27 protein-coding genes and 1 riboswitch are annotated in these 26,443 nt (G+C 69.5%); of the genes, 8 read left to right on the top strand and 19 right to left on the bottom strand.

The annotated features are described in order from the left end of the window. Window positions 1-114 precede the first annotated feature (114 nt). The 8 genes from Q5696_RS02900 to Q5696_RS02865 all read right to left on the bottom strand — a co-directional run bounded on the left by Q5696_RS02900 (window position 115) and on the right by Q5696_RS02865 (window position 7,988). Window positions 115-1,074 carry a DUF6779 domain-containing protein gene (locus tag Q5696_RS02900; protein WP_305093731.1) on the bottom strand — a complete coding sequence of 320 codons (960 nt, stop codon included), beginning with the start codon at window positions 1,072-1,074 and terminating at the stop codon, window positions 115-117. Window positions 1,075-1,132: 58 nt separating this feature from the next. Then, window positions 1,133-1,600 carry a DUF3180 domain-containing protein gene (locus Q5696_RS02895; protein WP_305093730.1) on the bottom strand — a complete coding sequence of 156 codons (468 nt, stop codon included), beginning with the start codon at window positions 1,598-1,600 and terminating at the stop codon, window positions 1,133-1,135. Between the two features lie 5 nt (window positions 1,601-1,605). Further along, entirely contained in the window at window positions 1,606-2,112 is a 507-nt protein-coding gene (gene folK, locus Q5696_RS02890; RefSeq protein ID WP_305093729.1) for a 2-amino-4-hydroxy-6-hydroxymethyldihydropteridine diphosphokinase, read from the bottom strand. Continuing rightward, window positions 2,109-2,489, bottom strand: a complete 381-nt coding sequence (gene folB, locus Q5696_RS02885; RefSeq protein WP_305093728.1) for a dihydroneopterin aldolase — start codon at window positions 2,487-2,489, stop codon at window positions 2,109-2,111. Before folB ends, folK begins: the two co-directional genes overlap by 4 nt. Further along, on the bottom strand, window positions 2,482-3,303 hold the full coding sequence (gene folP, locus Q5696_RS02880) for a dihydropteroate synthase (RefSeq protein WP_305095116.1): 822 nt from the start codon (window positions 3,301-3,303) through the stop codon (window positions 2,482-2,484). The genes folB and folP overlap by 8 nt, the downstream gene beginning before the upstream one ends. A 32-nt stretch (window positions 3,304-3,335) precedes the next feature. Beyond that, window positions 3,336-3,914, bottom strand: a complete 579-nt coding sequence (gene folE / locus Q5696_RS02875) for a GTP cyclohydrolase I FolE (protein ID WP_370654851.1) — start codon at window positions 3,912-3,914, stop codon at window positions 3,336-3,338. 114 nt (window positions 3,915-4,028) lie between these two features. Further along, the gene (gene ftsH / locus Q5696_RS02870) at window positions 4,029-6,386 is read right to left on the bottom strand and encodes an ATP-dependent zinc metalloprotease FtsH (RefSeq protein ID WP_305093726.1); all 2,358 of its coding nucleotides are present in this window, start codon (window positions 6,384-6,386) and stop codon (window positions 4,029-4,031) included. Window positions 6,387-6,635: 249 nt separating this feature from the next. Next, the gene (locus Q5696_RS02865) at window positions 6,636-7,988 is read right to left on the bottom strand and encodes an amidase (RefSeq protein WP_305093725.1); all 1,353 of its coding nucleotides are present in this window, start codon (window positions 7,986-7,988) and stop codon (window positions 6,636-6,638) included. 98 nt (window positions 7,989-8,086) lie between these two features. Here Q5696_RS02865 and Q5696_RS02860 point away from each other — a divergent pair, with 98 nt between their 5' ends. Then, window positions 8,087-10,030 carry a serine/threonine-protein kinase gene (locus Q5696_RS02860; protein ID WP_305093724.1) on the top strand — a complete coding sequence of 648 codons (1,944 nt, stop codon included), beginning with the start codon at window positions 8,087-8,089 and terminating at the stop codon, window positions 10,028-10,030. Here the strand turns inward: Q5696_RS02860 and hpt are convergent. Genes hpt through dacB form a run of 4 tightly spaced genes read right to left on the bottom strand, consistent with a single transcriptional unit; the run spans window position 9,991 to window position 14,028 of the window. Beyond that, window positions 9,991-10,545 (bottom strand): hypoxanthine phosphoribosyltransferase, encoded by a 555-nt coding sequence (hpt, locus tag Q5696_RS02855; protein WP_305093723.1) that lies wholly within the window; start codon window positions 10,543-10,545, stop codon window positions 9,991-9,993. The two genes, Q5696_RS02860 and hpt, sit on opposite strands and share 40 nt — an antisense overlap. 12 nt (window positions 10,546-10,557) lie before the next feature. Then, window positions 10,558-11,538 carry a tRNA lysidine(34) synthetase TilS gene (tilS, locus tag Q5696_RS02850; RefSeq protein WP_305093722.1) on the bottom strand — a complete coding sequence of 327 codons (981 nt, stop codon included), beginning with the start codon at window positions 11,536-11,538 and terminating at the stop codon, window positions 10,558-10,560. Continuing rightward, window positions 11,535-12,599 carry an Rv3626c family coenzyme F420 biosynthesis-associated protein gene (locus Q5696_RS02845; RefSeq protein ID WP_370654850.1) on the bottom strand — a complete coding sequence of 355 codons (1,065 nt, stop codon included), beginning with the start codon at window positions 12,597-12,599 and terminating at the stop codon, window positions 11,535-11,537. Before Q5696_RS02845 ends, tilS begins: the two co-directional genes overlap by 4 nt. A 19-nt stretch (window positions 12,600-12,618) precedes the next feature. Next, the gene (gene dacB, locus Q5696_RS02840; RefSeq protein WP_305093721.1) at window positions 12,619-14,028 is read right to left on the bottom strand and encodes a D-alanyl-D-alanine carboxypeptidase/D-alanyl-D-alanine endopeptidase; all 1,410 of its coding nucleotides are present in this window, start codon (window positions 14,026-14,028) and stop codon (window positions 12,619-12,621) included. A 141-nt stretch (window positions 14,029-14,169) separates the two neighbouring features. On the opposite strand from dacB, the gene Q5696_RS02835 reads away from it, so the two are divergent. Both Q5696_RS02835 and lexA read left to right on the top strand, forming a co-directional pair. Beyond that, window positions 14,170-14,661: an inorganic diphosphatase gene (locus Q5696_RS02835; protein WP_305093720.1), complete on the top strand. Its 492-nt coding sequence runs from the start codon at window positions 14,170-14,172 to the stop codon at window positions 14,659-14,661. Window positions 14,662-14,771: 110 nt separating this feature from the next. Continuing rightward, a complete protein-coding gene (gene lexA, locus Q5696_RS02830; RefSeq protein ID WP_305093719.1) occupies window positions 14,772-15,434 on the top strand; it encodes a transcriptional repressor LexA in 663 nt (220 codons plus the stop codon). Between the two features lie 18 nt (window positions 15,435-15,452). Here lexA and Q5696_RS02825 read toward each other — a convergent pair whose 3' ends face one another. Beyond that, window positions 15,453-16,694 carry an arginine deiminase gene (locus Q5696_RS02825; protein WP_305093718.1) on the bottom strand — a complete coding sequence of 414 codons (1,242 nt, stop codon included), beginning with the start codon at window positions 16,692-16,694 and terminating at the stop codon, window positions 15,453-15,455. Between the two features lie 13 nt (window positions 16,695-16,707). Next, window positions 16,708-18,153 carry a basic amino acid/polyamine antiporter gene (locus Q5696_RS02820; protein ID WP_305093717.1) on the bottom strand — a complete coding sequence of 482 codons (1,446 nt, stop codon included), beginning with the start codon at window positions 18,151-18,153 and terminating at the stop codon, window positions 16,708-16,710. Window positions 18,154-18,353: 200 nt separating this feature from the next. Here Q5696_RS02820 and Q5696_RS02815 point away from each other — a divergent pair, with 200 nt between their 5' ends. After that, window positions 18,354-18,503 carry a hypothetical protein gene (locus Q5696_RS02815; RefSeq protein ID WP_305093716.1) on the top strand — a complete coding sequence of 50 codons (150 nt, stop codon included), beginning with the start codon at window positions 18,354-18,356 and terminating at the stop codon, window positions 18,501-18,503. Between the two features lie 235 nt (window positions 18,504-18,738). Next, the gene (locus Q5696_RS02810) at window positions 18,739-18,861 is read left to right on the top strand and encodes a hypothetical protein (protein ID WP_305093715.1); all 123 of its coding nucleotides are present in this window, start codon (window positions 18,739-18,741) and stop codon (window positions 18,859-18,861) included. Window positions 18,862-19,084: 223 nt separating this feature from the next. Here Q5696_RS02810 and Q5696_RS02805 read toward each other — a convergent pair whose 3' ends face one another. From Q5696_RS02805 to Q5696_RS02790, 4 genes are all read right to left on the bottom strand, one after another. Further along, window positions 19,085-20,044 carry an SGNH/GDSL hydrolase family protein gene (locus Q5696_RS02805; protein ID WP_305093714.1) on the bottom strand — a complete coding sequence of 320 codons (960 nt, stop codon included), beginning with the start codon at window positions 20,042-20,044 and terminating at the stop codon, window positions 19,085-19,087. 439 nt (window positions 20,045-20,483) lie between these two features. Beyond that, on the bottom strand, window positions 20,484-21,314 hold the full coding sequence (locus Q5696_RS02800; protein WP_305093713.1) for a crotonase/enoyl-CoA hydratase family protein: 831 nt from the start codon (window positions 21,312-21,314) through the stop codon (window positions 20,484-20,486). A 38-nt stretch (window positions 21,315-21,352) separates the two neighbouring features. Next, window positions 21,353-21,790, bottom strand: coding sequence for a carboxymuconolactone decarboxylase family protein (locus Q5696_RS02795; RefSeq protein WP_305093712.1), 438 nt, complete (start codon window positions 21,788-21,790; stop codon window positions 21,353-21,355). A gap of 117 nt (window positions 21,791-21,907) precedes the next feature. Continuing rightward, complete coding sequence (locus Q5696_RS02790) at window positions 21,908-22,540, bottom strand: TetR/AcrR family transcriptional regulator (protein WP_370654849.1); 633 nt, start codon at window positions 22,538-22,540, stop codon at window positions 21,908-21,910. A 90-nt stretch (window positions 22,541-22,630) separates the two neighbouring features. On the opposite strand from Q5696_RS02790, the gene Q5696_RS02785 reads away from it, so the two are divergent. The 3 genes from Q5696_RS02785 (at window position 22,631) to Q5696_RS02775 (ending at window position 24,841) form a co-directional block, all read left to right on the top strand. Then, complete coding sequence (locus Q5696_RS02785) at window positions 22,631-23,710, top strand: ABC-2 transporter permease (RefSeq protein WP_370654848.1); 1,080 nt, start codon at window positions 22,631-22,633, stop codon at window positions 23,708-23,710. A gap of 15 nt (window positions 23,711-23,725) precedes the next feature. Further along, the gene (locus Q5696_RS02780; RefSeq protein ID WP_305093711.1) at window positions 23,726-24,214 is read left to right on the top strand and encodes a YbaK/EbsC family protein; all 489 of its coding nucleotides are present in this window, start codon (window positions 23,726-23,728) and stop codon (window positions 24,212-24,214) included. 159 nt (window positions 24,215-24,373) lie between these two features. Continuing rightward, window positions 24,374-24,841, top strand: coding sequence for a flavin reductase family protein (locus tag Q5696_RS02775; protein ID WP_370654899.1), 468 nt, complete (start codon window positions 24,374-24,376; stop codon window positions 24,839-24,841). 10 nt (window positions 24,842-24,851) lie between these two features. Here Q5696_RS02775 and Q5696_RS02770 read toward each other — a convergent pair whose 3' ends face one another. Beyond that, on the bottom strand, window positions 24,852-26,162 hold the full coding sequence (locus Q5696_RS02770; protein ID WP_305093709.1) for an aminotransferase class V-fold PLP-dependent enzyme: 1,311 nt from the start codon (window positions 26,160-26,162) through the stop codon (window positions 24,852-24,854). Between the two features lie 48 nt (window positions 26,163-26,210). Continuing rightward, window positions 26,211-26,325, bottom strand: a riboswitch (SAM riboswitch). Between the last annotated feature and the right edge of the window lie 118 nt (window positions 26,326-26,443).

Raw genomic sequence — 26,443 nt, 5'->3', positions numbered from 1 at the left:
CCACTGTCGTCCTCTCGTTCGTTCCAGTCCCGCACGGCGGGTACCAGACGTCCTGCGGAGAGGATAGCGCCGCGCGAAGTCACGCCGCCACGGCCGGTCGACGTGATCTACAGCTCACTCCGCACGGCGTCGGCGCCTCGGCGCCGCATCCCCGGCCCGCCGCGACTCGAGATTCGCCATGATCTCGGCGACCGAGAGTCCGCTCGCGTGGGCGCCGCCGTCGGTGTCCTCGGCCAGCCGGCGGGACCGGCGCGACCCGGGCCGCGGCTCCTCCGCATCGTCCGTGTCCGACGCCGCGGGAACGTCCGCAGCGGTGTCGGCGACCGGCTCCGCTGCCGCAGTCTCCGGGATCACCGGCTCGTCGGGCACGACCTCCGGTTCCGGAACGACCTCGGGTTCCGGGACGACCTCGGGCTCGGGTTCCGCTGCGTCTGTGCCGGCATCGACGTCGACCGGGGGAATCACCGTCGTCTCGGCGGTGACCGGATCGTCGTAGGGCTGGGCGAAGCCGGGGCCGCTCGGTGCCGGCCCCGCGGACCGGTCCGGTTGTGTTCCCGGCCGGTCCGGCACGAACAGGCCCGACGCGGCCGGCTGATAGCCGCCGGCGAGCTCCTGGACGCGGGTCGACTCGGCCCGCAGGGCGACCCGGTCCGCGGGGAGCGGCCCGTCGAACAGCACCTCGAGGTTGCGGCGCAGCGCCGCCAACTCCTCCCGCAGCGCGGCGATCGTCGCGGTCTCGGCACCGAGTTCACCGCGCAGCCGGGCCTCGACACCGAGTTCGTACTCGCGGCGCGCGGTCACTTCCCGCTCGAGTTGCAGTTCGTACACCTTCTGCAGGTCTCGAACCTTCGCCTTCTCGAGCGCCGATTCCCGGCGGTACTTCGTCACGGAGAGGGCGCCCAACGTCGCAGCCCACAGTGCGACGACCAGCCCCACCCGGAGCAGTTGGACGCTTTCGCTGAAGACGAGGAAGAGAGATGCCGCCACGGCGAGGACCACGAGACCGGCAACGACCATCTGGCTCGTGCTGCGGCGGTTGCGGCGTACTGGCTTGGCGCGACCCGGAACCGTCATGCAATTCAGGGTAGCGGCAGATCGGGACGAACCTGATTCGGCGACATTTCGGACACGCTCAGTGCGCGGGTCGATCCGGCGGATCCTCCGGGGTACGGCAGCAGTGCTCGAGCCACAACGCGGCCCCCACCAGCAGAACGGCGGCGATCAGCCCGACGATCACACCGGGACTGTCCGACACCGCCGCCCGCAGGTGCGCCCGCTGCGGCCACAGGAAGACGAGGAAGCCGGCCCACACCCCCGCGCTCGCGGCCCCGACCAGCGCCGACGCCTTCGCCAGCGCCGCCGCCCGGGCCGCCGTGATCGGATGCAACTGCCGCGGATCGGTACCGATGGCGTGATCCCGGACACGCGCCCGGATCACGAAGGCGAGCACCGTCTCGATCAACGCGACCGGATACAGCGAGGCCCCCGCATAGATCGGGATGGGCGGCAGGGACCCGTACGAGACACGGATCAGCAGCCAGGTCGCGACGGCAGCGAGCAACGCCAGCGACAACAGGTCCCAGATCCGGGTCGGCTTCATCCCGGTTACCGTAGTTCCAGCGGCCGCGTCGTCCGGCGGACTCCGGCGATTTCGGTGGCGTCGAGGCGGTCGAGCAGGGCGTCCACCCGTGTCGGCCGGCCGTCGACGTCGAGGGTCGCGTCCGGGTCCACGTCGAGCCACGGCACCAGCACGAACGCCCGCTCGTGGGCCCGCGGATGCGGCAGCGTCAGCTCGGGATCGTCGCTGCGGAGGCCGTCGCACGTCACGACGTCGACGTCGAGGGTGCGTGGCCCCCACCGCTGCTCCCGGACCCGCTCGGCCTCGGCCTCGAGCCGCTGGGCCCGCCGCAGCCATTCCCGACTGTCCGCGTCCGGGTCGTCGACGATCAGCGTCGCGTTGAGGAAGTCCTGCTGTTCGACGCCGCCCCACGGCGCCGTCGCGTACACGGGCGAGACGGCGACGATCCAGTCCCGCAGGCCGTCGACGACCGTCTGCAGGTGTCCGACGCTGTCCCCGATGTTGGAGCCGATCGACAGCACCGCGCGACTCATCGGGTCTCCCCGGTCCGGGACCGGACGGCGACCACCGCGACGTCCGCGAACGTCAACGGAATCGGGGCGGACGGCTTGTGCAGGACCACCTCGACCCGGCGCACCCGCGGATCGCGGATCACGTCGTCGGCGATCTCCGCGGACACGGTTTCGATGAGGTCACGCGGCGGTCCGGCGACGATCGCGGCGGCCCGCTGGGCGAGCTCGCCGTAGTCGAACGTGTCCCGCAGATCGTCCGACGCGGCCGCCGGTGCGAGATCCATCCACAGGGTCACGTCGACGAGGAAGTCCTGGCCGTCCCGTTTCTCGTGGTCGAAGACGCCGTGGTGGCCGCGGACCCGCAGCCCCCGCAGTTCGATCCGGTCGGATTCACGCATCCGGCACCTCCTGTCCACCGCGCGCCCACGCGCGCGCCACCGCGATCGCGTCGAGCGACGCCTGCGCGTCGTGCACCCGCACTCCCCACGCCCCGTGTGTGGCGGCGAGCGCCGACACCACCGCGGTCGCCACCTCCCGGCCGTCCGGCGGGCGAGGGGTGCCGTCGGCGGCAGCGAGCAGCGAGCCGAGGAACCGTTTGCGGGACGCCCCGATCAGGACCGGGAAGCCGAGAGCGTTCAGTTCCGGCAGCCGGTTGAGCAGCTGCCAGTTGTGGTCCGGGTTCTTCACGAACCCCAGCCCCGGGTCGAGGACCAGGGCCCGCGGATCCACCCCGGCCGCGACCGCGGCATCCACCTGCGTCATCAGTTCGTCGCCCACGTCGCGGACCACGTCGTCGTAATGGGTGGACCCGCCGGCGTGCACGAAACTGCCGGCCGGACGCCAGTGCATGAGGATCCACGGCACCCTCGCATCCGCGACGACCCGCGCCATGTCCGCGTCGGCACGCCCCCCGGACACGTCGTTGACGATCGACACCCCCGCTTCGATCGCCGACTGCGCCACCGACGCGCGCATCGTGTCGACGCTGACGGTGACACCCTCCGCGGCGAGCTCGGCGATCACCGGGGCGACCCGCGCGGCCTCCACCGCCGGGTCGACACGCGACGCACCCGGACGGGTGGACTCCCCGCCCACGTCGACGATGTCGACGCCCAACCGCTGCAGTTGCAGACCGTGTTCGACGGCAGCGTCCCGGTCCAGGTATCGGCCACCGTCGGAGAACGAATCGGCGGTCACGTTGAGGACACCCATCACGACGGGGCGTCCGGGGCGGGGCAGAGAGATCACTTGCGCAGAATCAGATCCAGCGCCTCGGCGCGGGAGGCGGAGTTCGACTGGAACTGCCCGCGCACCGCCGACGTCGTGGTGCTCGCACCGGGCTTGCGGATTCCGCGCATCGCCATGCACAGGTGTTCGGCCTCGACGACCACGATCACGCCGCGCGGATCGAGCTTGCGCACGAGTGCGTCCGCGATCTGGCTGGTGAGACGCTCCTGCACCTGCGGCCGCTTGGCGTACAGGTCGACCAGGCGCGCCAGCTTCGACAGCCCCGTCACCCGGCCCGTCTCGCCGGGAATGTAGCCGACGTGCGCGACACCGTGGAACGACACCAGATGGTGCTCGCACGTCGAATACATCGGAATGTCGCGCACCAGCACCAGTTCCTGGTGGCCCTCGTCGAACGTCGTGTTGAGCACGTCGTCGGGATCGGTGTAGAGACCGGCGAACACCTCCCGGTAGGCGCGTGCGACGCGGGCGGGAGTATCGAGCAGACCGGGACGATCGGGGTCCTCACCGACCGCGATCAGCAGTTCCCGGACTGCCGCCTCGGCACGGTCCTGGTCGAACGGCCTTCCCGTCATGAGCGCCGACCCACTCCCCAACTGATTCACCGACAACCGACCGTACCTCCAGTATCGGGGCTGAATGCCCTGGCTCACACCGGGTGAGCCAGGGCAAGCCTAATTGCGAGCGGACTACTGCGGACCCGTCGGCCCCTCCCACGCCTGCGTCGGCGTATCGCCGCCGTCGCTGTGACGTCCGGTTCCGGCGTCGCCGGGCGCGCGGCCCGGCCCGCCCTGCGGCGGTGCGGGCGGCTCCCACTGCGGGTAGTGCTGCCAGTTACCCGGCTGCTGCTGCCCGTGCGGGCCGGGGGCCGGCTGCTGCGTGCCCTGGTCGGGTTCCCGCGGCGGCCAGCCCGGGGCGGACCAGCCGGCCGGGGCGCCGTAGTCGGGGCGCGTGCCCTGCTGGGGCTGCTGGGGCTGTTGAGGCTGTGCTCCCGCCTGATACGGGTGCGGTTGTGGGGCCGGTCGGCCGAACTGCTCGGTGCCGGTATGTCCGTTGACCGGCGCACGATGCTCCGCGAACGTCGGCTGCGGCTGCGGCTGCGGCTCCGGCGGCCACGTCTCGCCGCGTTCGATCGCCAGTTCCCGCGGCGTCTTGATCGGCGGCTTCGTCGACGGAGTCCGCTCCCCGAACTCGTTGAACGCGGTGATGCGGGGACGCTTCTCGACGGACGTGAAGATCTTTTCCAGATCCTTGCGCGTGAGCGTCTCGCGCTCGAGCAGTTCGCGCGCCAGGATGTCGAGGACGTCGCGGTACTCGTTGAGGATGGACCACGCCTCGGTGTGCGCGGCCTCGATCAGATTGCGCACCTCCTCGTCGATCTCGCGAGCCACCTCGTGCGAGTAGTCGGAGTTCATGCCCATCGAGCGACCCAGGAACGGGTCGCCCTGCTCCTGGCCGTAGCGGACCGCGCCGAGCTTGGCGCTCATGCCGTACTCGGTCACCATTGCGCGAGCGATCTTGGTGGCCTGATCGATGTCGGACGAGGCGCCGGTCGTGGGCTCGTGGAACACGAGTTCCTCGGCGGCGCGGCCGCCCATCGCCATCACCAGGCGGGCGATCATCTCGGACCGGGTCATCAGGCCCTTGTCGTCCTCGGGCACCGTCATGGCGTGACCGCCGGTGCGGCCGCGGGCCAGGATCGTCACCTTGTAGATGGGCTCGATGTCCGGCATCGCCCAGGCCGCGAGCGTGTGACCGCCCTCGTGGTAGGCGGTGATCTTCTTCTCGTGCTCGGAGATGATCCGACTCTTGCGGCGAGGGCCGCCGATCACACGGTCGACGGACTCCTCGAGCGCCGCCTCGGTGATCACCGTGCCGTTCTCGCGGGCAGTCAACAGTGCCGCCTCGTTGATGACGTTGGCCAGGTCCGCGCCGGACATGCCGACGGTGCGCTTGGCGAGACCCTCGAGGTCCGCGTCCTGCGCGATCGGCTTGCCCTGAGAGTGCACCTTGAGGATCGCGCGGCGTCCGGCCAGGTCGGGGTTGCCGACGGGAATCTGCCGGTCGAAGCGGCCCGGGCGCAGCAGCGCCGGGTCGAGGATGTCGGGGCGGTTGGTCGCGGCGATCAGGATGATGCCGGTGCGGTCACCGAAGCCGTCCATCTCGACGAGCAACTGGTTGAGGGTCTGTTCGCGCTCGTCGTGTCCGCCACCCAGGCCGGCGCCGCGCTGGCGGCCGACGGCGTCGATCTCGTCGACGAAGATGATGCAGGGGCTGTTCTGCTTGGCCTGTTCGAACAGGTCGCGTACGCGGGACGCACCGACACCGACGAACATCTCGACGAAGTCCGAACCGGAGATGGTGAAGAACGGCACGCCGGCCTCGCCCGCGACGGCGCGCGCGAGCAGCGTCTTACCGGTACCGGGCGGCCCGTACAGCAGCACACCCTTGGGGATCTTCGCGCCGAGAGCCTGGTAGCGCGACGGATTCTGCAGGAAGTCCTTGATCTCGTAGAGTTCCTCGACCGCCTCGTCGGCGCCGGCGACGTCCGCGAACGTGGTCTTCGGCAGATCCTTGGACAGTTGCTTGGCCTTGGACTTGCCGAAGCCCATCATTCCGCCGCGGCCGCCGCCCTGCATGCGGTTCATGATGAAGAAGAAGATGCCGAGCAGGATGATCATCGGCAGCACGAACAGCAGGATCGACGTCAGCCAGCTCTCCTGCGTGACGCTGGTGTTGAACTTCTGCGCACCGGAGGCCGCGACCTTGTCGAAGATCTGCTCGGACGCCGCGCTCGGGTACTTCGCGATGATCTCGGTCTTGCCGTCGGTACCGTCGCCGGCGTTGTTCAGCCACAGCCGCACCTGCTGTTCACGGTCGTCGATCTGCGCCTTCTCGACGTTCTTCGCATCGAGCTGCGCGATCGCCACCGAGGTATCGACCGACTGGAAGCCGCGAGTGTCGTTGCCGAAGTAACTGAAGGCGTAGATCACCAACAGGAAACCGGCGACGATCGCCACATTGCGGAACACTGTCTTGCGGTTCATACAGGTTCGGCCGGGGTGGCCGGTCCTTTCGATAGTGCGGGCAGCTCGGTAGCGCGGGTAAACCGGACGTTCCGGTAGGCCGGACACCTCAGATTACCGCGACGACGACGCTCGACGCGTGTCCGCGGCCGACCGTCTCCGACGGGTGACGTCACTGTTTTCAACGCACGACGACCCCGCCCGGGTTCCCGCCGCCGTGCGGTTCGGGGCCGTGGGGCCCGGTTCGTGCCGCATCTCACAGCAGGAAGGTCATCTCGGGGCGTGTCGGGGCCGCCCGTGTCGCCGTTCGAGTTCGGCGGCGACGGCGAGGACGGTGGCCTCGTTTCCCGGGGGTGCGACGATCTGCACCCCGATCGGGGTCCGCGAGCCGGAGTGCATGCCGACGGGCACGGTCGCGGCCGGCCAGCCCAGCACGTTCCACAGTGCACTGAACGGGGCGTACCGCACGTTGGCGACGACGTTGGACGTCCACGATTTCTCGCTCCATGCGAGTGCCCGGATCGGCGGCTGCGCGAGCGACGGTGTCAGTACGACGTCGCTGTCCGCGAAGAAGTGCAGCATCCGCTGCTGCAGCCGCCGCACCTGTCCGTCGCGGATCAGTCCGGCCCGGTCGAGAGTCCGCCCGATCGCGACGTGACGCCGGGTGCGGGGTTGCAGCAGTGCGGGGTCGAGGCCGGCGGCGTCGGACGCGGTACCGGCGAGCCAGCGGGTGAACGCGATCGCCATGGTCGGCGGGTACGGGATGCGGACGGCTGTGGTGTGGTGGCCGGCGTCGGCCAGGGCCGTGGCTGCGGTCCGGGTCCCGTCCGCCCACTGTTCGTCGACCCGGACCAGTGGGGACGGGGTTCCGGTGGCCACCCCGATCCGGAGCTGTCCGGGTTCCGGGATGCGGGCGAGCGACGGGTCGTCGGCGAGGACGGACAGCATCAGGGCGGTGTCCTCGACGGTGCCGGCGATCGGCCCGTTCTCCGACAGTCCGAACCACGAGTGGGCGCCCAGTTCGGCGGGGACGAGGCCACGGCCGGGTTTGAATCCGACGACGCCGCACGCCGCGGCCGGGATCCGGATCGAGCCCATACCGTCGGCAGCCAGCGCGATCGGGACCGTTCCGGTGGCGACGGCGACGGCCGATCCACCGGACGAGCCGCCCGGCACCAGGTCGGGGTTCCACGGGTTGCGGGTGATCGTGCCCGGGGAGTCGGTCGACCCCCACACGCACAGTTCCGGGACGGCGGTCAGGCCGACGGGGATCGCTCCGGCGGCCCGTAGCCGGGCGACGGTGGGGTGGTCGTGTGTGGACGGCGCGGGGTCGGTGGCGGCGGAGCCGTCGCGCATCGGCTCGCCCGCGACGGGGACGTTGTCCTTGATCGCGACGGGTACGCCGGCGAGTGGCAGGTCCGCGAGGTCGCCCCGACCGGCGAGGGCGGCGGCGTCGGCGCGGGCGCGGTCCCGCAGCACTCGGACGTATGCGCGGACCGGCGGGTCCCGCTGTTCGATGCGGTGCAGGGCGTCGTCGACGACGTCGACCGGAGACAGGGTTCCGTCCCGGACCCGGCGGGCGATGGAGGTCGCGGTGAACTCGTCCGTGTGAGGATCTCGCACCTGCCGAGTATGCCGCCACCGGCGGTATCGTTTCGAGTATCCCCAGGGTGAGTCCCGCTCCCCCTGCCGCACTCCCCTTCCCCGGACGGTGACGAGTGATGGACGGTTCCCGGACAGTGTCCTTCCTCACCGGCGTCGTCACCCGGTTGCGGGGGCGCGGGGGGCGTCCGGTCGGCACGCTCGTCGCGCAGCCGGGGGCGCAGCAGGCGCTGGACTGCGTCGACGTCGGTGACCGGGTCGACGAGTTCGATCTGGTGACCGCACTCGGCCGGGGGTCGTTCGCGCGGGTGTTCCTCGCCCGGCAGCGGTCGATGCAGCGGATCGTGGCAGTGAAGATCTCCCAGGACCACGGCACGGAACCGCAGACCCTCGCCCGGCTGGACCACGACTACATCGTGCGGGTCTTCGATCAGCGGCGACTGCCCGACAGCGCCCTCAAGCTGCTGTACATGCAGTACGTGCCGGGTGGGACGCTGCTCGACGTCGTCCACCGGATCGGCGACCTGGGCGACGGTGTCCGGCCCGAGTCCGGCCGGTTCCTGCTCGAGTCGGTCGACGCGGTGCTCGAACGCAAGGGTGAGCTGCGGCCGAGCGGGTCGAGTGTGCGCGCCGAGATCGCGACCCTGACGTGGCCCGAGACGGTGGCGTGGCTGGGACGGCGCCTCGCGGACGCCCTCGACTACGCGGACGGGCGCGGCGTCCTGCACCGGGACATCAAGCCGGCGAACGTGCTGCTGACGTCGGAGGGGGTGCCCAAGCTGGCCGACTTCAACATCAGTTTCAGTGATCGGGTGGTCGGTACCAGTCCGGTCGCCTATTTCGGCGGCTCGCTGGCATACATGTCGCCCGAGCAACTCGAGGCGTGCCATCCCGGTCTTCCGGGGTCGGCCGGCGACCTCGACGTCCGCAGCGACCTGTTCGCGCTCGGGGTGCTGCTGTGGGAGTTGTTGACCGGGCGGCGGCCGTTCGCGGACGAACCCGGCGCCGGCGAGTCGGCGACGTCGCTGGCCCGGATGCTGGAGTTGCGGCGGCGCCCGGTCGATCCGGCGCTGGTCTCGACGTTGCCCGACGACTGCCCGGCAGCGCTGCGCCGGGTGCTGCTGACCTGCCTGGCCCCGGACCGCCGCGACCGGTGGTCGACGGGAGCCGAGCTGGCCCAGCAGTTCGACCTGTGCCTGGACGCCCGCGCCCGGGATCTCGTCGACCCGCCCCCGGACAGCCCGCGGTACCGGCTGCGCCGGTGGATGGTGCCGGTTGTGACGTCGAGTGTCCTCGTGCCGAACGCCCTCGCCGCGATCTACAACTACCACCACAACCAGACGCTGATCATCGACGAACTGTCCGCCGAGGCACAGCAGCGGTTCGTCGCGATCTCTCAGGTGATCAATCCGATCGTGTTCACGCTCGGGATCGTCGTGTGCCTGTATCTGATCCGGAACGTCGTCACGGTGCCCCGCGGTCTGCGCCGGGGCCGCACCTACGACACCGCGACCCTGGCCCGGGCCCGCGCGGACACGCTGCTGATGGGTGACCGGATCGCGGTCGTCGTGCTCGCGCTGTGGGTGGTGGCGGGCATCGCGTTCCCGGTGTCCCTGCAGATCGCGACCGGCGGGCTGCCGCCGGGCGCGTACGTGCACTTCCTCGGTTCACAGCTGGTGTGCGGTGCCGTCGCGGTCGCGTACCCGTTCTTCCTGGTCACGTTCTACGCGGTGCGCTGCCTGTACCCGTCGCTGCTGCCGCAGGGCATCACCAGCAGCAGCGACGACCGCCGGCTACGAGGCCTGGACCGGCGCAGCACGATGTATCTCGCGGTCGCGGCGTCGGTGCCGCTGGTCGGGGTGGCCGGGGTGACGTTCCTGTCGCCCGACGAGATCTCCGTCGTCGTGTACGCGGTGCGGGTGCTGTGCGTCGGCGGGGTGGCCGCGTTCGTGTTCGTGTACTGGCTGTTCCGCCTGCTCGAGGAGGATCTGCGGGCACTCGAACGCGTCGTGTCCGGTGGTGGTTATCCGCCGTACACCTTGGGGTCGAGGGTCCCGATGTAGGGCAGGTCGCGGTAGCGCTCGGCGTAGTCGAGGCCGTAGCCGACGACGAACTCGTCGGGGATGTCGAAGCCCACGTGCGCGACCTCGACGTCGACCTTGACGGCCTCCGGCTTGCGCAGCAGGGTGACGACCTCGAGGGACGCCGGGTTGCGGGTCCTGAGGTTGCGCATCAGCCACGACAGGGTCAGGCCGGAGTCGATGATGTCCTCGACGATGAGGACGTGGCGGCCGGCGATGTCCTTGTCGAGGTCCTTGAGGATCCGCACGACACCGGACGACGACGTCGACGAGCCGTACGAGCTGACGGCCATGAACTCCATCTGCGTCGGGATGGGCAGCGCGCGCGCGAAGTCGGTCATGAAGAAGATCGCGCCCTTGAGGACACCGACGAGCAGGAGGTCGCCCTCGGGGGCGCCGACCGGGTAGCGCTCGGCGATCGCGGCGGCCAGTTCGGCCGTGCGCTCCTTGATCTGCTCCTCGGAGATGAGTACCGATGCGATGTCGCCCTCGTACACGGAGCATTCCTCTCAGTCGTTCACGAACCCCGTCGACAGCCTGCCACGCCGCCGGGATGCAACCAACCTGGCGTCCGGCCGGCCGCCACCGAGCGCCACTCCCCCCTGCCCACGCCAACGGCCGACGAGATCGTCGACGGACCGTAACTGCTTGTCGGTCAACGCTTTTGCCCCGCAGTCCAGAAGCCACTGCCGCAGCACCCGGCGGCGGACCGCGACAGGGATCTCATGGAGCCGGTCGACGACCAGTTCGGCGGGACGGTCACCGTCGCGTGCTGTCGCATACGCGCGACCGGCGAGGGCGTCGAGCACGTCACCGTCCTCACGGAGCTGCCGGGCGGTGCGTCCGAGCGCGGCCGCGACCCCGCCGCCGAGGACGTCGTCGAGCAGGGGCAGCACCTCGGTGCGCAACCGGACACGGGTGAACGACGGGTTGCTGTTGTGCGGGTCCTCGTGCGGGTCGAGACCGAGGTCACGGCACACCTGCCGGGTCACCGTCCGCCGCACGTCGAGCAGCGGACGGCCCCACGGCGCGTCGTAGTCGGCCATGCCGCGGATCGACCGTCCGCCCGAGCCTCGCCCCAACCCGAGGAGCACCGTCTCCGCCTGATCGTCGAGGGTGTGGCCGAGCAGGACCGGGTGTCCGCCGCGGCCGGCGTCGAGGGCGGTGTAGCGGGCGGCCCGGGCGGCGGCCTCGAGGCCGCCGGGGCCGGTGACGTCGACGGCGAGCACGTCGGCGCCGGCGCAGCCGAGCGTGTGGGCCCGGGCTGCAGCCTGCGCGGCGACGGCGTCCGAGCCGTCCTGGAGTCGGTGGTCGACGATCAGGGCGCGCACCGACGCCGCCTCCGCGACGGTGGCCGCGGTGAGGGCGAGCGAATCGGCGCCCCCGGACAGAGCGACGACGACGGTTCCGGCCGGGGCGTGCCGGGCGAGCCAGCCGCGGACGGCGCGACGCACCTCCAGGATCGCGGGGGTCTCGGGGAGCAGCGTCACCCGAGTACCCGGGCGATCCAGGCGTCGGGGTCGTCGATCTCGTCGAGTGTCGGCAGTGTGTCGGGTCCGGTCCAGATCGTGTTGAACCGCTCCATGCCCACCCGGGCGACGACGGCGTCGACGAACTTCTTGCCGCGCACGTACTGCGCCATCTTGGCGTCCATGCCGAGCAGCGCGCGCAGGAGCCGCTGCACCGGGTTGGTGCGGCGCTGCCGGCGGGCGTCGAACGCCTTCCGGATCCGTGCCACCGACGGCACCACGGCGGGGCCGACCGCGTCCATCACGTGGTCTGCGTGACCCTCGAGGACGGTCCCGAGGACGAGCATCCGGTCGAGGGCCTCACGTTGCGGCGGCGCCTGGGTGGCCCGGATCAGGCCGATGATGCCGCGCTGGTCGGGGGGAAGTTCGGAGTCGTTGCCGCGGCGACGTTCCCGCAGGGCCCCGGACAGCCGGGCGACGAATTCACCCACCGGTTCGTCGGCCGAGTCGCCGAGTGTGGCGACGGAGTCGAGCATGTAGTCGCCCATCCAGGGGGCGGACGAGAACTGGACGCGGTGGGTGACCTCGTGCAGGCACACCCACAACCGGAAGTCGGCGGGTGACACTTTCAACGTGCGTTCGACCTGCAGCACGTTGGGTGCGACGAGCAGCAGTGTGCCGTGGTCCCCGGTGAACGGGTCGTACTGGCCGAGGATCGCCGACGACAGGTAGGCGAGCATCGCCCCGGCCTGCAGTCCGGCCGGTTTCCCGGCCAGCAGCGTGCGGGACGCGGAATCGATGTCGGTGCCGGTCAGGTGGGCCATCGAGCGGGCGGCCGCGTCGATCCAGCCGACGCGGTCGACGACCTGTGCGGCCGGGACGGGCAGCCCGTCCGCCAGGCCTGTGACGTCGCGGACCGGGCCTTCGGCGCGGACCGACGCGTCCTCGAGTGCGGTGACGATCGTCTCGGCGGTGTACCGCGACGTGGCCGGACCGGCGGGGGCCAGGCGGGCGCCGGCCCGGGCGGCCAGGCGCCAGTCCACCGCACCGCCGAATCCGCCGTCCGCTCCCGATTCCGGCACCGCCACCGTCACCTCGTCCTCATCTGCACCCGCACATCCGAAGTGTTCCGGCGACCGCGTCGAGCGCGGGCCGGCTCTCCCCCGGCGGGCGATCGTTGGACATCAACGCGAACGTCAACACCCGGCCGTCGACGTCGACGACGTATCCGGTCAACGCGCTCGCGACCGACAGCGTTCCCGTCTTCGCCCGCACCCATCCGGCGCCGGTCCGGTCGCCGGTCGCGTACCGGTCGGACAGGGTTCCGGTGGCACCGGCGACGGGCAGGTCGTCGAGCATCGGACGCAGCTGCGGTTTCGTCTCGCCTGCCGCGGCGGCCAGGACGGCGTCGAGCAGGCGGGCCGGGATGCGGCCGTCGACGGACAGTCCGCTGCCGTCGTGCAGGACGACTCCGTCGGTCGGGAAACCGGCGTCGTAGAGGACCTGCAGGACCGAGGCGGTCGCGCCGGCGAAGGAGCGTTCCGCGTTCTTCCCGGCTGCGACCTCCCGCGCGATCGTCTCGGCGAGAACGTTGTCGGAGCGGCGCATCATGACGCCGAGCCGGTCCCGCAGCGGCGCGGAGTACACGGTCGCGACGGGGTCGCCGCCGGGGGTGGCGGCACCGAGCGTGACACGGGCCGGGTCGACGCCGAGCGCCTTCGCGAGAGCACGACCGGCGTCGAGGGCCGGGGTGGCGCTGCGCGGGGGTTCGTCGGCGAGCGGATCGGATCGGGCTCCGTCGAGCATGACCGGTTCGATGGGGGCGATGTAGCCGGCGGCGACGTCGTCGGGCAGCCAGCCGTCCGCCAGGGCCGGTCCGGTGTAGGCGCCGGTGTCGACGACGATGCTGTCGACGGCGACGCCGGCGCTGCGGATCCGGTCGGCGAGGTCTGCGATACGCGGGCCGCCCGGGTAGTAGCCGGGTTGCCCGACGGGCTGCGCGGTGAGGGTGGGGTCGCCGTCACCGACGAGGACCAGTTCACCGGGCCGCGATCCCTGCCGGACCTCGGTGGCGACCCGGTGGTCCGGGGGCAGGCTCAGCATCGCGGCGGCAGCGGTGAGGATCTTGGTGGTCGACGCCGGCACCATCGGAGCGTCGGGGTTACGGCTCCACAGCACGGCACCCGTGCGGGCGTCGGTGACCGATCCGGTGAAGTTGCCGAGCGCGGGGTTCGCCGTGACCGGGTCGAGGGCCGCGGCCAGTCCCTGCGGTGTCGGTGCGGGGGCGTCGTCGGGCAGCGGCGCGACCTGGGGTGTCGCGGTGACCGGCGCCGGCTGCGGTGACACGGTGGCGACGTCCTGCGCGGCCGATGCGGTGCCGCGCTGCGTGAGCACGATCGTGGTACCGCCGGCGGCGACGACCGCGGCCGCGGCCAGTGCCAGCAGGATCCGGACGTTGCGACGGCGCCGTCCGGCCAGGATGCCGATCTTCTTCTTGCCCTCGCTTGCCAACGTCCCTCCGCATCACACCGAATTCCACAGCGCCCAGCACCCGCATCACACAGTATCGCCGACCCGCTACCCTTTCCCCGAACCGTCCATCCGGACGGGGGGCGGCGGACAGCCGGAAGACCCAGACAGTGAGGAAGCGACGTGGAGTTCGACGTCACCATCGAAATCCCCAAGGGCCAGCGCAACAAGTACGAGGTCGATCACGTGACCGGCCGTGTGAAGCTGGACCGCTACCTCTACACCTCCTTCGGGTACCCGGCCGACTACGGCTACATCGAGAACACCCTCGGTGAGGACGGCGATCCGCTGGACGCGATGGTGCTGCTGCCCGAGTCGGTGTACCCCGGTGTCATCGTCGAGGCCCGCCCGGTCGGCATGTTCAAGATGGTCGACGAGGCCGGTGGCGACGACAAGGTGCTGTGTGTTCCCGCGGGCGACCCGCGCTGGGACCACATCCAGGATCTCGCGGACGTCTCGCAGTTCGAGCTGGACGCGATCAAGCACTTCTTCGTGCACTACAAGGATCTCGAGCCGAACAAGCACGTCACCGGCGCCGACTGGGTCGGCCGCGCCGAGGCCGAGAAGGTCATCACGGAGGCCGTCGAGCGGCTGAAGGCGAACGGCGGACACTGAGACGAAAGCGACCGCGGTCGCTGATGCTCTTCCGGTGAAGGGGCGGGACCACTGGTCCCACCCCTTCACTGTTTCCGGGGCGCGAACCGGGCCCCACTACGATTCACCGGGTGACCGGTTACGACGATCTCGACATGTTCGGTGGCCTCGACGCGAATGCCCTGCCGCCGCGTCAGCAGCGGATCCTGCTGGTGATCCGGGATCGGGTCGCTGCCGACGGCTGCCCGCCGAGTACCCGGGAGATCGCGGACGCGGTGGGCCTGCGGTCGACGTCGACGGTGTCGCGGCATCTGAAGTCGTTGGAGGAGCAGGGTTTCCTGCGGCGTGGCACGGCGATGGCCCGGCAGCTGGATGTGCGCCCGTTCCTCTCCGGGTCCACGGCGGTTCGGGCGTCGGAGAATTCGGTGCCGGTGCCGGTGGTCGGTGACATCGCGGCGGGCGCGCCGATCCTGGCGGAGGAGCACGCCGACGAGGTGCTGTCGCTGCCGCGGGAGCTCGTCGGGTCGGGGACGGTGTTCGCGCTGCGGGTGCGCGGCGAGTCGATGGTCGACGCCGCGATCTGTGACGGTGACACGGTCGTCGTGCGCCGCCAGGACGAGGCACAGTCCGGGGAGATCGTGGCCGCGATGATCGACGGCGAAGCGACCGTGAAGGTGCTGCGGCGCCGCGGCGGTCACGTGTATCTCGAGCCGCGCAACCCGGCCTACGACGTCATCGACGGTGACGGGGCCGTCGTCCTCGGCAAGGTGGTGTCGGTGATGCGCCGCCTCTGACGGCGCATCACCGGCAACTCAGAACTCGACTTCGTCGCGCACGATCGGGCAGGTCATGCAGTGTCCGCCGCCGCGGCCGCGGCCGAGTTCGGCACCGACGATGGTGACGACCTCGACTCCTTCCTTGCGCAGGGCGGCATTGGTGTGGGTGTTGCGGTCGTACGCGAACACCACGCCGGGTTCGGCGGCGACGAGGTTGTTGCCGCTGTCCCACTGTTGGCGTTCGTTGGCGTAGAAGCCGCCACCGGTGGGGACGACGCGCAGCTTGTCGAAGTTCAGGGCCTCGGCGACGACGTCGACGAACTGTTTGCGCTCCTCGGTCACCTCGGGCACACCCTTGTCGCCGGGGCGTAGCGAGAACGTGTGGATGCCGTCGACGATGTCGGGGAACACCGTCACCAGATCACGGTCGGCGAATGTGAAGACGGTGTCGAGGTGCATCGCGGCGCGCAGCTTCGGCATGCCGGCGACGATGACGCGTTCGGCGGCGCCGGCGTCGAACAGCGACTGCGCGACCTGTGTGACGGCCTGGCGGGACGTGCGCTCGCTCATGCCGACGAGGACGGCGCCGTTGCCGACGGGCATGACGTCGCCGCCCTCGAATGTGGCCTGCCCCCAGTCCTGTTCGGGGTCGCCCCACCAGATCTTCGCGCCGGTGAAGTCCGGGTGGAACCGGTAGATCGCCTTCATCAGCAGCGTCTCGTCGTGCCGGGCCGGCCAGTACAGCGGGTTGAGGGTGACGCCGCCGTACAGCCAGCACGTGGTGTCGCGGGTGTACAGGGTGTTGGGCAGCGGCGGCATCAGGTATTCACGGACGCCGACCTGTTCGCGGGCGAGGGCGATGTAGCCGGGCCGGAAGTCTGCGGGAAGGTCGGCGACGGCGAGTCCGCCGATGAGGTATTCGGCGAGCCGACGGTGCTCGAGCTGGTCAAGGAACGCGCGGACGTCGTCGACGAGTCCGAGACCGACCTCGTTGACGACGATCTTGCGGTCGAGGATCCATGCCTTCGCGCCGGGGACCGCGAGGGTGTCGGTGAGCAGGTTGTGCAGTTCGACGACCTCGATGCCGCGGTCCCGCATCTTGGTGACGAAGTCGAAGTGGTCCCGTTTGGCGTTCTGGACCCACAGGACGTCGTCGAACAGCAGGTCGTCGCAGTTGGACGGGGTGAGCCGCTCGTGTGCGAGACCGGGCGCGCAGACGAGGACCTTGCGGAGGGTGCCGACTTCCGAGTGGACGCCGAAGGTGGCGGGTGCGGTCATCTTCTCGCTGCTCCTAGATGGTGATGGCGCCGGTTGCGAGACCGACGATTCCGGCGATGGCGCCGAGGGCGACGGCCGCGAACAGTGCCGCCTCCCAGGGCGAGAACAGGCGCTTGCCCGCTTCTCTGCGGGTGAGCGCGAACAGGATCGTGCCGGGCGCGTAGACGATGCACGACAGCAGCAGGAATTCGAGCCCGGCCGCGACGATCATGAATGCGGTGTAGAAGGTGGCGATGCCCGCGAACACGAGTTCCCGGGTGCGCCGCTCGGGTTGGATCTCGTCGTACGTCTCGCGGGTCCAGCCGAGTTTGAGCGCGTACGCGGCGGCCAGCAGGTACGGCACCAGGGACAGTGCGCTGCACAGTTTGAGGGTGAACGTGAACGCGTCGTCGGAGAACAATGTCGTGAGCAGCACGAGCTGGATGAGGACGGTGGTGAACACCAGCGCGATCACCGGGACGGTGCGGCTGTTGACGCGGGTCAGGAACGACGGCATGTCGCGGTCCTGCGCGGCGACGAACAGTACCTCGGCGGCCATGAGTGTCCAGGCCAGATAGGCGCCGAGTACCGAGACGATCAGGCCGATGCTGATGAACCAGGCACCCCAGGTGCCGACGACGGACTCGAAGACCGGCGCCATCGACGGCTGTTGCAGGGCCGCGAGGTCGTCGCGCGGCATGATGCCGTACGCGACCATCGTCACGGACGCGAAAATAGCCAGCACACTGAGGAATCCGAGGACGGTGGCGCGGCCGATGTCCTCACGCCTACGCGCGTAGCGGGAGTACACGCTGGCGCCCTCGATGCCGAGGAACACGAACACGGTCACCAGCATCGTGGCGCGTACCTGTTCGAACAGCGATTCGGAGTAGTCCTCGCCGCCCAGGAAGTTGTCGACGAAGATCCCGGCGTCGAAGTAGAACAGTGTGACGACGACGAAGAACAGGATCGGCACCAGTTTCGCGACCGTGACGATCTTGTTGATCGTCGCGGCCTCCTGGACGCCACGCAGCACCATGAAGTGGAACGCCCAGATGCAGACGGTCGACAGCAGTACCGCCCAGATCGTGCTGCCCTCACCGAAGATCGGCAGCACCTGCCCGAGCGTCGACTTGATGAGTACCCAGTAGCTCACGTTGCCGACGCACGTGCTGGCCCAGTAGCCGAACGCGGAGAAGAAGCCGAGGTATTCGCCGAATCCGGCCTTCGCGTAGGCGTACACGCCGGCGTCGAGGTCGGGTTTGCGGACGGCGAGGGACTGGAACACGAACGCCAGCATCAGCATTCCGGTGCCGGCGACGGCCCAGGCGATCAGTGCGCCGAGGCCGCCGGTGGCCTGACCGAAGTTGCGGGGCAGCGAGAACACGCCGGCCCCGACCATGGATCCGACCACCATCGCCGACAGCGTCGGCAACGCCATCGTCCGGGTGGTCTTCTCCGAGTTCTCCGCAGTCGTCACTCCGGCTCCCGCCTCGCGATCGTGTGCATGTTCGGTGTGGGATGGATCCTCGCAGGCGCTCCCGGGCTGCGTGCACTGCCACGCCGAAAGCCACACAAAGAAAACCGATCGGGATTTTTCGCCCATTTTTCCCCGAACAAGCGACAGAACCTGTTACAAATCCGACATAACTGTTTCAGCGCGACACAGAAAGAGGCGGCATGGGATCACTCACCAATCTGCTCCAGCAGAACGGCGTCACCGACCCGGGCAACATGATGAAGTTCCTGGTCCTCAAGCCGTTGCTCGACGCCATCAAGCAGGTCGACGGCCTCAGCGCAGGTTCGCTCGGTTCCGTCTCCCTCAGCTGACCGGCGACTGCTGATCCGACACCACACGATCCTCGAAGGAGGCGCCCGATGGGCTCCATCGAAAAACTGCTCGAGATGAACAATGCGAACTTCTCCACCGGCCTGATCAAGCTCAAGCCGATCCTCGACGCAATGTTGAAGCTCGACACCCTGAGTCTCGGCAACTGACCCCGGCCACCGTTCTCCGCGTACCCCGCGGCACATTCACTCCACAGGTCCGACAAGGAGATTCATCATGACCTCGGCAGAAAACCTCACCGCGTTCCTCAACGCCGTCTACTCGTTCATCAGCGGCGTGCAGAGCGGCTCGCTGTCCGGCATCAGCTCGGACGCCCAGAGTTCCGCCCCCGCCCAGTAGCGCCCGAGCACCACACCGCTCACCACCACTACGAATTACAGGAGTATCCATGGGTTCGCTCTCCGATTCCTTCGACGTCACCGAAACGCTGATCCCCGTCCTCGGCGACCTGCTGAAGAACCTGCTCGGCGGTTCGATGGTCTGGCCCGAGAACTGAGCCGACACACGAGAATCCGCTCGCCCGAATCGATTCGAGCGAGGGGATTTCCATGTGTCCGGCCGGTCAGCGTCCCCCGGACTGCCCTCCGGAACCGAGTGAACCGCTGGAACCCGGCGACCCGGACGAGCCCAGGGAACCCCGGCTACCGTCTTCCAGCAGGGGTAGGAAGGTGTCGGCGATGACCTGGTGTCCCGTCGGGTTCGCGTGGATGTCCCGGTACTGCGTGCACATCCACGTCCACTCGCAGATCCGTCCGACGTTCGTCGGCAGGGTGCCGAAGCCGGGGACGTCGACCGGGGTGAAGTCGTTGTTCGAGAACGCTGTCAGCACGTCTGCCGTCGCGAAGCCGGCCGAGGAGTTGGTGGTCGTGATCGTGGCGGCGAACAGATTGTTCAACGCGGCGGTTCCTGCCGCGACCACGCGGGTCGGTCCGCCCTCGAGCCAGCCGGCCAATGCCGGGTCGTAGTAGTTCATGCCGACGTATCTCGGCTCGTCACCGCCGGTATCGCGCAGCCGACTGTTGATCGTGGTGAGATTCCGTTCCACGGTGGCGAGGGCCTGCGTAATGCAGCCGACGTCCGGAACCCCGGAGGAGCCGAGGGATCCGGCGCCGCCGGACAGGCAGTGGTACACGTCGTTCGCACCGATGTTCTCGGTCACGTACTCGACCTTGCCTCGGTGCTCCTCGAGGAACTTCGTCGCGGCGTCGAGCTGCGACGCCGCACCCGGATAGGCGCATTTGCCGCCGTCGATCATCGTTTCCGTGGTCTCGCCGTCACATCCGAGGTCGACGAACTCCAGATTCGGATCCGTTTGCTTCAGCGCGGCGTAGATGTCGTCGGTGTACGAGACCGGTTCGTCGTGTCCGGTGTCGGGTTGGTAGCCCGCCGCCAACGAATCACCCAGTGCCAGATAGTAGGTGGGCCCTTCCCCGGGGGTCGCGGCGGCAACTGTCGGCAGCCCGGCCATTCCGATCGCTACCGTCGCGGCCATCACCGCGGACCGCAGAGTCTTCACACGCATGTCGTCTCCCTCGTCGCGAACCGATCGGGCTGCACTGACAGCGTCGACCGTCGATAACGGTCGGCACACGAGACCGTAACAGCGGCAAAGGGAATCGTTCGGCCAAGTCCGGAAAGAGAGAATCCGGAGAGCAGAAAGGGAGCATGGGAAGGCAGACGACCGTCGTGCTCTACGTCCTCGCACCGGCGGCTGTCGTGGTTGCAGTGGACATCCTGTTCTTCAGGAACCGTTTCTGGGCCCGACTGATGGTGAATATCGGAATCGTCCTGGTGTTCACGGCTTTCTACGTCAGGTTCCGGCAAGGTTCCTGAGCCGCAGCATGCGCCGGCACCGGTTCGGTCGACATCGGGTCCGTCTACGTCGAGGTCGTCGGCGATCGTGCGCATCGCGGTCGCGACGACGGTCTGGTCGAGCCCCGCCGTCGCTCGTCACACCGCGGTCAGCGTCCCTGGAACTCGGGCGGACGCTTCTGGAACACCGCCGTGATGGCCTCGGTGAGGTCCTCCGACGGCAGGAAGGCGGCGTTCCAGGCGGCGACGTAACGCAGGCTGTCGTTCACCGCCGCGGATCGGCTGTGGTCGAGGACGTCCTTGATGCCGTGCACGACGAGCGGCGGGTTGGCCGCGATCTCGGTGGCGGTCGCGTGCGCCGCTGCGAGGACCGCGTCGGCGTCCTCGAACACGTCGTTGACCAGTCCGATCTTCTCGGCGCGGGCGGCGTCGATGTCCTTGCCGGTCAGCGCGAGTTCGCGCAGGTGCCCGTCGCCGATGATCGCCGGCAGACGGGCGAAGCTGCCCATGTCGGCGACGATGGCGACCCGGACCTCGCGGATGCTGAACTTCGCGTCGGCACTCGCGTAGCGGATGTCGGCGGCCGAGATCAGGTCGACGCCGCCGCCGATGCACCAGCCCTGGATCGCGGCGACGACGGGCTTGCGGCAGTCGGCGACGGCGTTGATGCCGGACTGCATGCGTTTGATGAGGTTGTGGAAGTCGGTGCGCGGGCCGGCCTGCGCCTTGTCGGCGAGGACGGCGCCGAAGCCGCCGCTCATCGCGGGCAGGTCGAGTCCGAACGAGAAGTGCTTACCGGAGCCGGCGAGCACGACGGCGCGGACCTCGGGGTCGGCGTCGAGTTCGGCGAAGATGTCGGGCAGTTCCTCCCAGAAGTCCGGCCCCATCGCGTTGCCTTTGCCGGGGCCGATCAGGGTCACCTGGGCGACGTGGTCCTTGCGCTCGACTGTGAACGCCTTCCAACTCTGCTGTTCCGTCATTACCGAAGAGTAACTTGACGGCCTCGGGCGCACCAGCGTCAGGGAGCGACGGGATAGTGGCTGGTGATCGCGACGCGGTTCCACGCGTTCATCACGATCGCGAGCCAACCGATCGCCGACACCTGCTCGTCGGTGAGCGATCCGTCGTCCCACGTCCGAGTGTCCGGCACCGGCAGCTCGGTCACTTGCTCGGCCAGCGCGAGGGCGGCCCGCTCCTGCGGCGAGAAGTACTGGGATTCCCACCACGCCGCGAGCACGGCCACCCGGTCGCTCGTCTCCCCCTTCGCGAGGGCGTCGCGGGTGTGCATCCGGAGGCAGAAGGCGCAGCCGTTGAGTTGCGAGATCCTGATCTTCACGAGATCGCCGACCAGCGGGCCGAGACCCGACGCCTCGACGGCAGCGTCGGCCTGCGCGCTGAGGGCGATCAAGTTTTTGTACGCGTCCGGGTGCTGTTTGCCGAGGTTCACGGAAGTCATGTGCACTCCTGTCAGTCGCGTCGTTCGCCGTGCCGCGCGGTATCTCGCAGGCATCGACCGATCACGTCGATCCTTCCAGCTCCGGGGATCCGGCGCGCCCGAAGCAGGCGACCCGGGTCACCGGGGACGGTCGGCCCGCGCCACGGCCCCTGCGAAGAGCGCGGTGACCGCCGCCCCCATGGCCTGCTGGTCGACCTGCTCGGGGTCGACGGTGTGCTCGAGGACGAGTCCCGAGATGAGTGCGGTCAGCGACAGTGCGGTGGTATGGACGTCGAGGTCGACGTCCCACTCGCGGGCCTTCTCCGCGATGAGTTCGACGAGTTGTTCCCGCAGGTGCCGGCGTTCGCGCAGGTATGCCTGCTTGACGACGGGGTCGCGGACCGCCTGCACCCCGAATTCGAGGACCAGGAGCGACCATTCGGAGTCGGCGATGAGTGCGGAGGCGATGGTCGCGCCGCCCTTGCCGACGGCGTCGGCGAGGGCGAGGCCGGCGATCTCGGCGAGGACCCGGCCGGCGAGGTCGAGGGAACGCTGCGCGAACAGTTCGGCGAACAGGTCCTGTTTCGATTCGAAGTTCGAGTAGACGGCGCCCTTGGTGAAGCCGGCGCGGCGGGCGATCTCGGCGAGCCTGGCTGCGGCGAATCCCTGTTCGGCGAATTCGTCGGCGGCGGCCTCGAGGATGCGGGCACGTACGACGTCCCGCCCGGGTCGAGCGGTCGCGGTCACTTCGCCTTGACGACTACCAGTCACGATACCTACGGTATTCAATACCCGCGGTATCGACAAGATGTGTCGAGACCGCGACACCAGGACGACGACACAGCGATATCGAGGACACCCGTGACCACGACGACCACCGAGGCGGACACCCCGCCAGCCCCACCGGCATCCGACAACCTGGTCGACCGATTCGGCCGCCGCACGGTGATGGCCGTGCTGGTCGCCGGGGTCCTGGTGCTGCAGCTCGGCTTCATCCTCAGTTACGTCGCGGCGTTCCACGAGCCGACGCCACGCGACATCGCGGTCGCGGTCGTCGCCGGGCCCGGAGTACCCGCCGAGCTCGCCGCGCAGACCGCCGACGAGCTCGGCGAACTCGAGGGCCGTCCGCTCGGGACCCGGACCGCCACCGACACCGCCGAGGTGCGGCGGCTGCTGCGGGACCGGGAGATCCAGGGCGCGTACGTGCTCGACGCGAGCGGTACCGACACCCTGTTCACGGCGAGCGCGGGCGGCAGTTCCGTCTCGTCGGCGCTCGAGGCGGTGTTCGATCGGGTCACCGCGGAGCAGCACCGGCAGCTGATCGTGCGCGACGAGATCCCGGTCGGCGCACACGACAATCGCGGGCTGTCGGGGTTCTACCTGTCGATCGGCTGGGTCGTCGGCGGCTATCTGCTGGCGGCGGCGATCGGCCTGTTCCTCGGAGCGCCGTCGACGCGCCGGCAGGCATGGGCGCACATCGCGGTGATGTTCGGGTATTCCGCCGCCTCGGGCGCGTTCGGCGCGCTGATCACGACGCACCTGCTGGGCACGTTCGCGGGCCACTGGTTCCCGCTGTGGCTGCTGGGCACCGGGGTGGTGTTCGCGACGGGCCTGTTCACGATGGGTCTGCGGGCGGCGGTGGGCGTCGTCGCGGTGCCGCTCGCGATCGCGGTGTTCGTGGTGCTGGGCAATCCGAGTGCCGGTGGCGCGTTCGGCGCGAACGTGATCCCCGGCTTCTACGCAGCGATCGGCAAGTGGATCACACCGGGCGCGGGCACGGAGGGGGTGCGGTCGATCGTGTACTTCCACAACGTCGGCCTCGGCCAGCCGGCGCTGGCACTGGCGCTCTACACGGCGGTCGGCGCCGTGCTGCTGCTCGGGTTCACGGGGCTACGGGTCCGGAAGTCGCGCACCGATACGCCTGTCGCCGCCGCGAAGTAGTCCTACTCTGAGTGCATGCCCAGGCTGCTGCATCCCAGTGCGGCGTACGTCGCCGACACGTTGATCGCGCGCGGTCACCACGGGGTGATCGTCAGTCGTCCGGTCGCGCACGACGCGACGGAGGTCGCGGCCGCACTGGGTGTGGACGCGGGCTCCGTCGTCGCAGCGCGGGTGTTCCTGCTCGACGACGAACCGGTGCTGCTGCTGGTGTCGGGGGCACGGGTCGTGGACGTGGCCGCGACGGGCGAGCGTTTGGAGGGCACGCTGGTGCCGGCGTCCGACGACGTCACGGCGGAGGTGACAGGGCAGCCGGTCGACGCGGTCGCACCGCTGGGGCATCCCACCAATCTGCCGACGTATCTCGACGAGGCACTGGCCGGGTATGCAGAACTGTGGGCGTCGGCGGGACACCCGGAGACCGTCTTCCGCACGACGTTCCCCGAGTTGCTGCGGGTCACCGCGGGGCTGGCCGTCGACATGGGGGCGGCCGCGTCCGCTCAGTGAGCACAATCCTGGTCGCCCGGAGGACCCGCTCCTATAGTGGCGGACAATCGTCCTGGTTCGAATCGGAGAATTGTCTTGTCACAGCCTGTCGAGAACACGCCCGACCTCACCGTCGTCCCCACCGAGGCCGGGATCGGCAACGACGAGTACAAGGCGGCAATGCGCCGCCATCCGGCCGGGGTCACGATCGTCACGCTGGATTCGCCGAACGGGCCGGTCGGCTTCACCGCGACGTCGTTCGCGTCGCTGTCGATGAATCCGCCGTTGATCTCGTTCAACATCGCACTGAGCTCGTCGAGTGCCGACGCGCTGCACGCCGCCGATTCGATCGTGGTGCATCTGCTCGGGGAGCATCAGCAGCATCTCGCACAGCGGTTCGCCCGCACGGCTGCGGAACGGTTCAGTGACGAGTCGCTGTGGGCGCGGCTCGAGACGGGTGAGCCGGTACTGCACGGCACGCCGATCTGGATGCGCACCACGGTGCAGCAGTTGATTCCCGCGGGCGATCACACGCTGGTGATCGGTCTGATCACCCGCCTGCACAACGACAACGACGACGAGGCCGCGTCGGCGCCGCTGCTCTACCACGAGGGCTGCTACCACCGGCCGACTCCTCTCGACCGGTAGTACTACGAGGTCAGACGCACTCGGCGGCGCCCGCGGTGCCGGTGGAGAAGCCGCGGGTCTCGGGGACCGGGTTCCACAGTCCATCGGTCTTGCCGTAGTTCCAGGTGGCGCGGCCGTCGGCGAGCTGCCGAACGGCGGCGATCAACCGTTCGACGTCCTCGGAGCCGGTACCGAGGCCGAGGCTGGCGCGGACGGCGCCGCCGGCGAGACCGATGCGGTTCAGGACGGGGTGGGCGCAGAAGCGGCCGTCGCGGACGCCGATGCCGTGTTCGGCGGACAGGTAGGCGGCGATCTGCCCGGGCTCGTGGCCGTCGATGGTGAACGTGACGATGCCGACGGTGTCGGGGGCGTCCGCCCACAGGCGCAGCAGGTGGACACCGTCGATCTCGGCGAGTCCGTCGGCGAGGCGGGACGCCAGCACGCGCTCGTGCTCGACGACCTGCTCGAAGTCCAGGGCGGCGAGGGCGTCGCAGGCGGCGGCGAGGGCGGCCACCCCGAGGACGTTGGGGCTGCCGGCCTCGTGCCGGGCCGGAGCCTGCGCCCACACGGTCTCGTCGAGGGTCACTTCGCGTACCGCGCCACCGCCGGCGAGGTAGGGCTCGGCGGCGTCGAGCCAGTCGCGGCGGCCGACGAGGACACCGGCACCGAACGGCGCGTACAGCTTGTGCCCGGAGAAGGCCAGGTAGTCGACGCCGGTCTCGGCGAGGTGCACGCGACGGTGCGGGGTGAGCTGGGCGCCGTCGACGAGGATGCGGGCACCGTGGCGGTGCGCGATCTCGGTGAGTTCCGCGATCGGCAGGACCTCACCGGTGACGTTCGACGCGCCGGTGACGGCCAGCAGGGCGGCGGGGGCGGCGGCCAGTTCGTTTTCGATCCGCGCGACGGTGTCGACGACCGTGTCCGCGGCCTCGACGATGCGGGAGTTCTTCCACGGCAACAGGTTTGCGTGGTGCTCGATGTCGAGGACGACGACGTCGCCGGGCACGCACGTGGCGAGCAGGTTGAGCGAGTCGGTGGTGTTACGGGTGAAGACGACCACCTGGTCGGTGTCGGTGCCGACGAAACGTTCGACGGATCCGCGGGCGCTCTCGTAGGCGTCGGTGCTCACCCGGGAGGCATAGCCGGCGCCACGGTGGACGCTGGCGTAGAACGGCAGCAGCTCCTGGAGGCGGTCGGTGACCTGCGCGAGCGCGGGGGCGCTGGCCGCGTAGTCGAAGTTCGCGTACGTACAGCTGCCGCCGCCGACGAGCGGAACCTGCGTGTCACAGCCGGAGACGCGAGCGAGGGGGCCGGCGCAGGTGGCGGTGGGTACAGCGGTCATCACAACATCCTTCGAGTCCTGGGACCCGTCGGCTGGAGACGCCATCGGAGTCCGCGCTTGCCATGTCCTTGTGGACCATGACCTGGTCGTCACCCGGAGCACCCCACCGCGGTTGGAGGGTTGCCGACCAGCTAGCCGGGGCTTGACGCTGGTACTCGTGACCTGGCGACGAGGATGGCAGAACGGTTCGGCAACTGTCAAACGCGATACTGGTGCCGGATCCGTTCACCGAACGGTCATCCGGAGGTGGGACAACTGCTGAGACAGCCGCCTCGGCACAG

The organism is Prescottella sp. R16 (genome assembly GCF_030656875.1).
In the GTDB taxonomy this organism is placed as follows: Bacteria; Actinomycetota; Actinomycetes; order Mycobacteriales; family Mycobacteriaceae; genus Prescottella.
This window is presented reverse-complemented; position numbering and strand designations above follow the sequence as displayed.